At 62.6% G+C, this 7,527-nt stretch carries 7 protein-coding genes; 3 read left to right on the plus strand and 4 right to left on the minus strand.

What is annotated here, in order from left to right:
* The first annotated feature begins 12 nt into the window (after positions 1-12).
* Both recF and KBT70_RS20200 read left to right on the plus strand, forming a co-directional pair.
* Positions 13-1,119, plus strand: a complete 1,107-nt coding sequence (recF, locus tag KBT70_RS20195) for a DNA replication/repair protein RecF (RefSeq protein WP_296638403.1) — start codon at positions 13-15, stop codon at positions 1,117-1,119.
* Positions 1,120-1,740 (plus strand): LysE family translocator, encoded by a 621-nt coding sequence (locus tag KBT70_RS20200; RefSeq protein ID WP_296638406.1) that lies wholly within the window; start codon positions 1,120-1,122, stop codon positions 1,738-1,740. It begins immediately after the preceding gene.
* Positions 1,741-1,753: 13 nt separating this feature from the next.
* Here the strand turns inward: KBT70_RS20200 and KBT70_RS20205 are convergent, their stop codons facing one another.
* From KBT70_RS20205 to KBT70_RS20215, 3 genes are all read right to left on the minus strand, one after another.
* The gene (locus KBT70_RS20205) at positions 1,754-2,200 is read right to left on the minus strand and encodes a YtoQ family protein (RefSeq protein WP_296638408.1); all 447 of its coding nucleotides are present in this window, start codon (positions 2,198-2,200) and stop codon (positions 1,754-1,756) included.
* Positions 2,201-2,217: 17 nt separating this feature from the next.
* Complete coding sequence (gene pheT / locus KBT70_RS20210; protein ID WP_296638412.1) at positions 2,218-4,617, minus strand: phenylalanine--tRNA ligase subunit beta; 2,400 nt, start codon at positions 4,615-4,617, stop codon at positions 2,218-2,220.
* Between the two features lie 111 nt (positions 4,618-4,728).
* Positions 4,729-5,745, minus strand: coding sequence for a D-cysteine desulfhydrase (locus KBT70_RS20215; RefSeq protein WP_296638415.1), 1,017 nt, complete (start codon positions 5,743-5,745; stop codon positions 4,729-4,731).
* Between the two features lie 96 nt (positions 5,746-5,841).
* Between KBT70_RS20215 and KBT70_RS20220 the strand changes: the two genes are divergently transcribed.
* Positions 5,842-6,714, plus strand: a complete 873-nt coding sequence (locus KBT70_RS20220; protein ID WP_296638418.1) for a LysR substrate-binding domain-containing protein — start codon at positions 5,842-5,844, stop codon at positions 6,712-6,714.
* A gap of 6 nt (positions 6,715-6,720) precedes the next feature.
* On the opposite strand, the gene KBT70_RS20225 is transcribed toward KBT70_RS20220, so the two are convergent.
* On the minus strand, positions 6,721-7,425 hold the full coding sequence (locus KBT70_RS20225) for a hypothetical protein (protein ID WP_296638421.1): 705 nt from the start codon (positions 7,423-7,425) through the stop codon (positions 6,721-6,723).
* Positions 7,426-7,527 lie beyond the last annotated feature (102 nt).

Raw genomic sequence — 7,527 nt, forward strand, 5'->3', positions numbered from 1 at the left:
AAAGGGCCGTGAATGCCCGGCCTTTACCTCTCGGAATTGACCCTCTCGCATTTCCGCTCGCATAAATTCGGGCGATTGTCGCTGGATGCGCGGCCTGTGGCAATTCATGGGCTGAATGGCGCAGGCAAGACCAATCTGATCGAGGCGGTCTCTCTTTTGTCGCCCGGTCGTGGCCTGCGGCGCGCGGCGGCGCAGGATATGGCACGGCGACCCGAGGCGCTCGGTTGGAAGATCACCACGATCCTGCATTCCCTGCATCAGGTCCACGAAGTCGAAACCTTCGCCGAGGGCATGGCCGCCCGTCAGGTCCGCATCGACGGCAAGACCGCCACGCAGATTGCGCTCGGGCGCGTCGCGCGCGTGCTTTGGCTCATCCCTGCCATGGACCGTCTCTGGATCGAAGGGGCGGACGGGCGCCGCCGTTTTCTCGATCGGATGACCATGAGCTTTGTTCCCGCCCATGCCGAAGCCACGCTTGCTTATGACAAGGCGATGCGCGAGCGCAACCGCCTGCTCAAGGATCAGGTCCGCGATGCGCAATGGTATCTCGCCCTTGAACGGCAAATGGCCGATGCAGGCGCCGAAATCCACGCCAACCGCCAGCATGCCCTAGCGCTGATCGCAGGCGCGCAGATGCAGGCCGAAACCGCCTTTCCGACCGCCGAGCTTGAGCTTACCCAAACCGAAGGCGAGATGCCCGAGACCGCCGATGACCTGCGTCAGGCGCTGGCCGAGAGCCGCTTTCGCGACCTTTTGGCCGGGCGCACCCTTATCGGTCCGCACCGCGCCGATCTCTATGGCGTCTATGCCGCCAAAGGCGTGCCCGCCGCCGACTGCTCTACCGGAGAGCAAAAGGCGCTCTTGGTCTCGCTCATCCTCGCCAATGCCCGTGCACTCGCCCGCGATTTCGGGGCACCACCGCTCTTGTTGCTGGATGAGGTCGCGGCCCATCTTGACGCCACCCGCCGTGCCGCCCTCTATGACGAAATCTGCGCTCTGGGTGCTCAGGCGTGGATGACCGGCACCGGGCCGGAGCTTTTCACCGAACTGGGTGACAGGGCGCAGCATATCGAAGTGGTCGAAGACGGTGGGCTGAGCCGTGTGATCGGGAGCGTGTGAATGACAGTCACAGGGGAACAACTGGCGCTCTATGCCGCCGCCATGGCGGGCCTCTGGGCCGTGCCGGGGCCGGTTTGGGTGGCGCTCACCGCGCGCGCCCTCTCGGGCGGCATGGCCGGAGCGTGGCCTCTGGCGGTGGGTGTGGCCTTGGGCGATCTGATCTGGCCGCTCTGTGCCATCCTCGGCCTTGCGTGGGTGCTGTCGCTCTATGGCGACGCCCTCAGCCTCTTGCGTTGGGTTGCAGCGGGGGTATTCATTGCGATGGGTCTTTTGCTGATCCGCGCGCCTGCGCGGGTGCCCGGTGCCGATAGCCGCATGACCCGCCCCGGCATCTGGGCGGGCTTTTCCGTGGGCGTCGCAGCGGTGATCGGCAACCCCAAGGCAATCCTATTTTACATGGGATTTCTGCCGGGTTTTTTCGACCTCTCGCAGGTCACAGCGCCAGACATCGCGGCGATCCTCGCCATCTCTGCCATTATCCCAATGCTGGGCAATCTGGCACTTGCGCTCTTTCTGGATCGCGCGCGCCGCCTCTTGCAAAGTCCGGCGGCGCTCAGGCGGATGAACATCGGGTCGGGGGCCCTCTTGATCCTTGTCGGGCTGGTGATCCCCTTCACATGAGCAGCACGCCCACCTAGCGCGGCAAGGTTCCAGTCAGGACATAGCGCAGCAGGTCCACCACTTGCGCCGGTTCGCGCGCCACGGCGAGGGCGGCGGCATCCACTTCCTTGAGGGCATGGTCATGTTCCGGGCGTTGCAGAATGATCAGGGACTTGCCAAGCGCCGCGGCATAGCCCGCGTCAAAGGCTGCGTTCCATTGTTTGTATTGCTCGCCAAAACGCACCACGACCACATCCGCCTCGGCTAGGCCTTTGCGGGTGCGGATGGCATTGACCATCGCGCCTTTGTGGTCGTGCCAATATTTGTTCGGCTCTTCGCCCAGAATCGCCACGCCACAGTCGTCGCTGGCGGCGTGATCCGTGACCGGGCTCGAGAACACCACATCAAGTCCCTTGGACCCCTCGATGATCTGCTCTCGCCAATCGGTATGGATTTCGCCTGACAGATAGACCTTGAGCATGGTTTCCTCCTTTTTCTTCAGCCCCGCAGCACGCCGCCGGTGGCCTTGGTCACTTTCTCGATGATCTTGGCCGAAACCGCCTCGATCTCGGCCTCGGTCAGGGTCTTGTCGCGCGGTTGCAGGCGCACGGTCAGGGCGAGAGATTTCTTGCCCTCCCCCAGACTGCCGCCGCTGAACGCGTCAAACACCCGAACATCCTCGATCAGGGCCTTGTCGGCCCCTGCGGCGGCGTTGATCAGGGTCAACGCCTCGGTTTGTGCGTCCACGACAAAGGCGAAATCGCGCTCGACCGCCTGCAAATCGCTGATGTCGAGCGCGCCCCTACTGGCAGAGGTCTTGCGCGGCAGCGGAATTTCCGCCGGATAGAGGGTGAAGGCCACGGCAGGCCCCTTGACGTCTAGCGCCTGCAAGACGCGCGGATGCACTTCGCCAAAGATGCCCAACACCTTCTTGGGGCCGAGACAAATCCGCCCATGCCGTCCGGGATGGAACCACGCCGGACCGTCACGCAGGATCTGCACCTTGGCGGGCGCGCTGATGGCGGCGAGGATCGCCTCGGCATCGGCCTTGGCATCAAACACATCGACCGCACGCGCCGCGCCATGCACATCCTTGGGCCCGGTGCGCCCCACAAGGAGGCCCGCAACCTGCAAATGCTGATCGCCCGGCTCGCCACCATGAAAGGCATGCCCCACCTCGAACAACGCCAGATCCATGATCCCCCGCGCCTGATTGCGCGCAGCTGCCCGCAAGAGACCCGGAAGCAGGTCTGGGCGCATGTGGCTGAGATCCGAGCTGATCGGATTGGCCAACATCGTGGCATCATCGCCGCCGCCAAAGAGCGTTGCCGCCGCATGGTCGATAAAGCTGTAGGTGACACATTCATTATAGCCGAGCGCCGCACCTGTGCGCCGCGCGATCTGCTCGCGCTTTTGCATCGGGCTTAGGATCGGTTTCGGCACGCCCGGCAGGGCGCGCGCCATCGGGCGGCCTTTCAGCTTGGTCAGGGACGCAATCCGCGCCACCTCTTCCACCAGATCGGCTTCGCCCAGAATATCCGGACGCCAGCTCGGGACATAGGCCATATTGCCTTCGAGCTTGAAGCCGAGGGCGGTCAGCGTCTGGCGCTGCTCGCTCTCGGGGATATCCATCCCCACAAGCGATTGCACCCGCGCCGTATCCAGCCGATAGGCGCGGCTCACGTCCGGCACCTTGCCCGCGACCACGCGGTTCGAGGGCACACCGCCGCAGAGATCAAGGATCATCTGCGTCGCCAGATCCAATGCTTCCATGTTGAACGCTGGATCAATGCCACGCTCGTTGCGATAGCGCGCGTCGGAGTTGATGCGCAGGGCACGGCCCGTTGTGGCGATCTGCACCGTGTCCCAAACCGCCGCTTCGAGAAAGACATTCACGGTCTCGTCGGTGCAGCCGGTCGCAAGGCCACCCATGATACCACCAATGCTCTCGATGCCGGTGTCATCGGAGATCACCACCTGACCGGGACCAAAGGTGTATTCCTTGTCGTCAAGGCCGCTCAACGTCTCGCCGCCCGTTGTGCGGTGCACCCGCAAATTACCGCTGACCTTGTCGGCGTCAAACACATGCAGGGGGCGGTTGCGGTCATAGGTGAAGAAATTGGTGATATCGACGAGGGTCGAGATCGGACGCAGCCCGATGGCCCGCAACCGCTGTTGCAGCCATTCGGGCGACGGACCATTCTTGACCCCCCGGATCAAGCGCCCGGCAAAAACCTCACAGCCGCCGGTAGCGGTGTTTTCGTCAATCGTCACACCGATGGGGCAGGAAAACTGCCCTTCTATGTCAACGGTCTTGGCGGGCTTCATGGTGCCCAATCCTCGCGCCGCGAGATCAAGCGCCACGCCGCGCACGCCAAGCGCATCGGGGCGGTTGGGGGTGATGGCGATCTCGATCACCGGGTCCACCTTGGCAGGCTCATGCGCGGCCAGCCAATCGGTGAACCGCTGGCCCACCTCGCCAGAGGGCAGTTCGATAATGCCGTCGTGCTCTTCGCTCAACTCCATCTCGCGTTCGGAACACATCATGCCGTGGCTCTCGATGCCACGGATCTTGCCCACGCCGATGGTGGTGTCGATCCCCGGCACGTAAACGCCCGGCTTGGCGATGACCACGGTGATCCCCTCACGTGCATTGGGCGCACCGCAGATGATCTGTGTCTCGCCATCCGCCGTGGCCACCTGACAAACGCGCAGCCGGTCCGCATCAGGATGTGGTTCCGCCTTGAGCACCTTGCCGATGGTAAAGTCACGCAGCCGCGCGGCGGGATCGGTGATCCCCTCCACCTCCAGACCCAGATCGGTCAGGGTCTCGGCGATCTCCTCCACCGAGGCGGTGGTTTCCAGATGCTCTTTCAGCCAGGACAATGTGAATTTCATGCGTGCTCTTCCGCCGGCAAATATGGGTTCCAGAGCGCTTTACCGGATATGTCGGGCATGGAAAACCCCGCATTGCTGCGGGGCTCTGTCTTGCTCACCCTGTGGGGTGGGTTACTTCTTCCAGCGTCCCGAGAAATCAAAGGCGCTGTCATAGCCAAAGAGCGCGACCGCACCGCCGGTATGCAGAAAGACGACGCGCTCGCCTTTCTTGAAATGGCCCTTGCGAATGAGGTCGATAAAGCCTGCGGCCCCTTTGGCTGAATAGACCGGATCAAGCAGGATCGCCTCTAGTTCGGCAAACATGTGAATGGCTTCGATGCCGGATTCAGTGGGAATACCATAGCCTTCGCCGACATAATCGGTATTGGCGACCACATCCTCGCGCTTGACCACTCCGGCGCAGCCCAGCTTTTCAGCAGTGGCGCAAGCGAGGTTGTAGACATTCTCTTCCTGCTTGGCCTTGGGCGCGCGCACACCGATACCCAAAAGCGGGATTTGCGCATTCATCGCCTTGAGGCCGGTGATCAGCCCCGCCTGCGTGCCAGCACTGCCGGTGGCATGGACAATGTGATCCACCTTGAGCGCCCGATCATTGAACTGCGCCAGCATCTCGAAGGCGCAGTTGACATAGCCCAGCGCGCCCGTGGGGTTCGACCCACCACCGGGGATGGTATAGACATTGCGGCCCTCGGCACGGAACTTGTCCGCGACCTTTTCCATTTCGGCATTCATATCGCCGCCACCGGGGCGCTTTTCCGTGGTCGCCCCATGCATGTGATCCAACAGAACGTTGCCGCCATTGTTGTAATTGGCGTTGTTCGATCCGGTCCGATCCTCAAGCAGCAGGTGGCAATCCATGCCCAGCTTGGCGGCAAAGGCTGCCGTTTGACGGGCATGGTTGGATTGCGTGGCCCCTTGGGTCATCACCATATCCGCGCCCTGCAATTCCGCCTCGGCCATCAGGAATTCCAGCTTGCGGGTCTTGTTGCCGCCGGTGCTGAGGCCGGTGCAATCATCCCGCTTGATCCAGATTTCCGGACCGTTCAATTCCTTGGTCAACCGGTCCAGCCGCTCGAGCGGCGTGGGCAGATGGGCGAGAAAGCGGCGGGGATAACGGGCAAGATGCATGGGTGTCCTCCATTAACATGCGTTTTCCGTAGGCTAAGGCGGGACATAGGCCGCGTCTAATGCTATTATCGCCCCATATAATGCAAGGATTGCAATATGCGGCTGGAATGGTTGGATGATATTCTGGCGGTGGCCGATGCCGGATCACTCGCCCGCGCCGCCGAGATACGGCATGTCAGCCAATCCGCCTTTACCCGCCGCCTGCGTGCGATCGAAGAGGCGCTTGGCGTGCCGCTCTTTGACAGGCGTCGCAAACCTGTCGTCCTCTTGCCCGATATCGAGGCGCAATCAGGCGAGATGCGGGCGCTGGCCACGCAATTGCGCCACCTGCGCGAGAGCCTGATGCAGAGCGCCGGCGCGCGTGGCCTCACACTTGCCTGTCAGCATGCCATCACCACCACCCATTCCCCCGCGATTGTCAGCATCCTGACCGCGCAGGGCGGGCGGCCGGTGCGGGTGCGCTCTGACAACCGCGAGGAATGTCTCTTGCGCCTCTTGTCGGGCGAGGCCGATCTGGCGGTCGTCTATGCCGTGCCTGAAATTGCGCCACTCACGCTCAACCGCAGCTTTGAGCAGGTTCTTTTGGGGCGCGAGCGGCTAAGGCCCGTGGCGGCCCCGCGTCTGGCGCAGGGCAATGACCTGCCGTTCATCGGATATCCGGCAGATGTATTTCTGGGGCAGATCATGGCGCGCGCGATCCTGCCGCGTATTCCGGCAAACCGCCTCCTGCGCCGCCGCGCCGAAACCGCGCTGACGCTGGCGGCGCATGAATATGCGCGCCGGGGAATCGGGGTGGCATGGCTGCCCGAAGGCATGGTGCAACGCGATCTGGACGAGGGGCGATTGGTGCCCCTTGATAAAACGCTGCCGGGGCAAGAGATGGAGCTTTGGATGATCCGCCTGAGCGAACGCAACGATGATGGCTGGGCGCATGACTGGTCGCGGCTGGTAGCGGCACTGGGGGTCTGAGCCGCCTCAGATCACCCGGATCACATCCTTGTCGATGGCAAGCATATAGCCCCGCCGTGCGATATTCTTGACCAAGAGTTCACTCACCAGCTGATTGCCCAAGGTATCACGCAGGCGTTTGATCCGCGTGGCGCCTGCCGCCTCTTCACAGTCCTCGGGCTTGCGCCCTGAAATCACCGCCTCAATCTCGGCCCCGGTCATCACGTCATCATCCATCCGCGCCTCGGCCAGAACGCTGAGCGTTTCCATGGCGGCATCGGTCAGCTTGAAGCCCATATCGTTTAGATAGACCGTCTTTTCGTCGCGGCTGATCAGCAGGGAACTGACTTGAATCCCAGAGCGCTCGATCTGCGCCATGCGGCGGTTGAGGGTGATCAGCATCACCAGAAACACCAATGAGGCGACCAAGAGCGCCGTGGCAAAAACCAGCAGCACAAAAATCACCATCCGGTAGCTGACCAACGTTTCCGAGAATGCCGTGCCCGAGAGCGCCAGAATTTCCAGCAGCTTGATTTCGCCCTGACCGGTCAGCGCATCATTCTCGACAAAGATCCGCTCGACCTTGGCATTGAACGCATTGGCATCTGGCAGGCTGAGGAACAGGAATACTGCGGCACTGGTCAGGATGGCCACGATGGCCCCAACACCGGCGATCACCACCCGGTTGCCCGAACGGCGCGCATCGGCGGCGGTGGTGGTTATCCCGCGCATCCGCGCTCCCCTCTGGTTGTCACCTCAGCTTTCCTTCTTCGACAGCACCTTGAGCAGGGTCAGCCCCTGCTGCGCCAATTGTGCCCGAAGAGCCGCCTCTGC

The organism is Roseovarius sp., from assembly GCF_018066915.1.
GTDB lineage: Bacteria > Pseudomonadota > Alphaproteobacteria > Rhodobacterales > Rhodobacteraceae > Roseovarius.

What these genes read in the sequence shown, in the direction of transcription:
- recF (WP_296638403.1), top strand. Translation starts at nt 13, where the DNA reads ATGCCCGGCCTTTACCTCTCGGAATTGACCCTCTCGCATTTCCGCTCG.
- KBT70_RS20200 (WP_296638406.1), top strand. Translation starts at nt 1,120, where the DNA reads ATGACAGTCACAGGGGAACAACTGGCGCTCTATGCCGCCGCCATGGCG.
- KBT70_RS20205 (WP_296638408.1), bottom strand. Translation starts at nt 2,200, where the DNA reads ATGCTCAAGGTCTATCTGTCAGGCGAAATCCATACCGATTGGCGAGAG.
- pheT (WP_296638412.1), bottom strand. Translation starts at nt 4,617, where the DNA reads ATGAAATTCACATTGTCCTGGCTGAAAGAGCATCTGGAAACCACCGCC.
- KBT70_RS20215 (WP_296638415.1), bottom strand. Translation starts at nt 5,745, where the DNA reads ATGCATCTTGCCCGTTATCCCCGCCGCTTTCTCGCCCATCTGCCCACG.
- KBT70_RS20220 (WP_296638418.1), top strand. Translation starts at nt 5,842, where the DNA reads ATGCGGCTGGAATGGTTGGATGATATTCTGGCGGTGGCCGATGCCGGA.
- KBT70_RS20225 (WP_296638421.1), bottom strand. Translation starts at nt 7,425, where the DNA reads ATGCGCGGGATAACCACCACCGCCGCCGATGCGCGCCGTTCGGGCAAC.